At 44.5% G+C, this 447-nt stretch carries 1 protein-coding gene; it reads left to right on the top strand.

What is annotated here, in order from left to right; genetic code table 11:
- The coding region (locus tag NQ163_RS20635) for a hypothetical protein (protein WP_442786039.1) at nucleotides 1–447 on the top strand (447 nt) is incomplete at both ends.

Here is a 447-nt window from a genome sequence, read left to right as displayed (position 1 = left end):
AGTACAAAAAGCTACACATTAGCTACAACATACTCAATTTGCCCGATACCCTAAGCGTAACAGGACAAGGCAAAATCGTGAACCAGTATTTGGCTGATGGAACACTACTGAGAAGAAGCTTTTTCGACAAAGACGACAATGAGCTAAGACGAATAGATTACCAGGGCGAGTTCCTATTTGTAAATGGCAAGCTCGATAAAGTTTTTACAGAAGAAGGCTATTACCAACCCACTTCAGCTCTGGCTGCCAAAAGTTCTCCCCTTTCAGAGCCTGTCCCGACTAGTCGGGAGGGAGCCGGAGGGGGTAACAGGAGAGTCAAAAAGAGCGACTATGGAACCTATTTCTACACCCTAAAAGACCATTTGGGTCACACTCGTGTAGTAGTAGATGAGGAGGAGAATGTAATACAGGAAACTGCTTACTACCCATATGGAGGAATTATTGCAG

Source organism: Marinifilum sp. D737, assembly GCF_026672275.1.
Lineage (GTDB): Bacteria > Bacteroidota > Bacteroidia > Bacteroidales > Marinifilaceae > Marinifilum.
The sequence above is the reverse complement of the archived record's forward strand: the minus strand, read 5'-3'. Positions and strand labels throughout refer to the sequence as shown.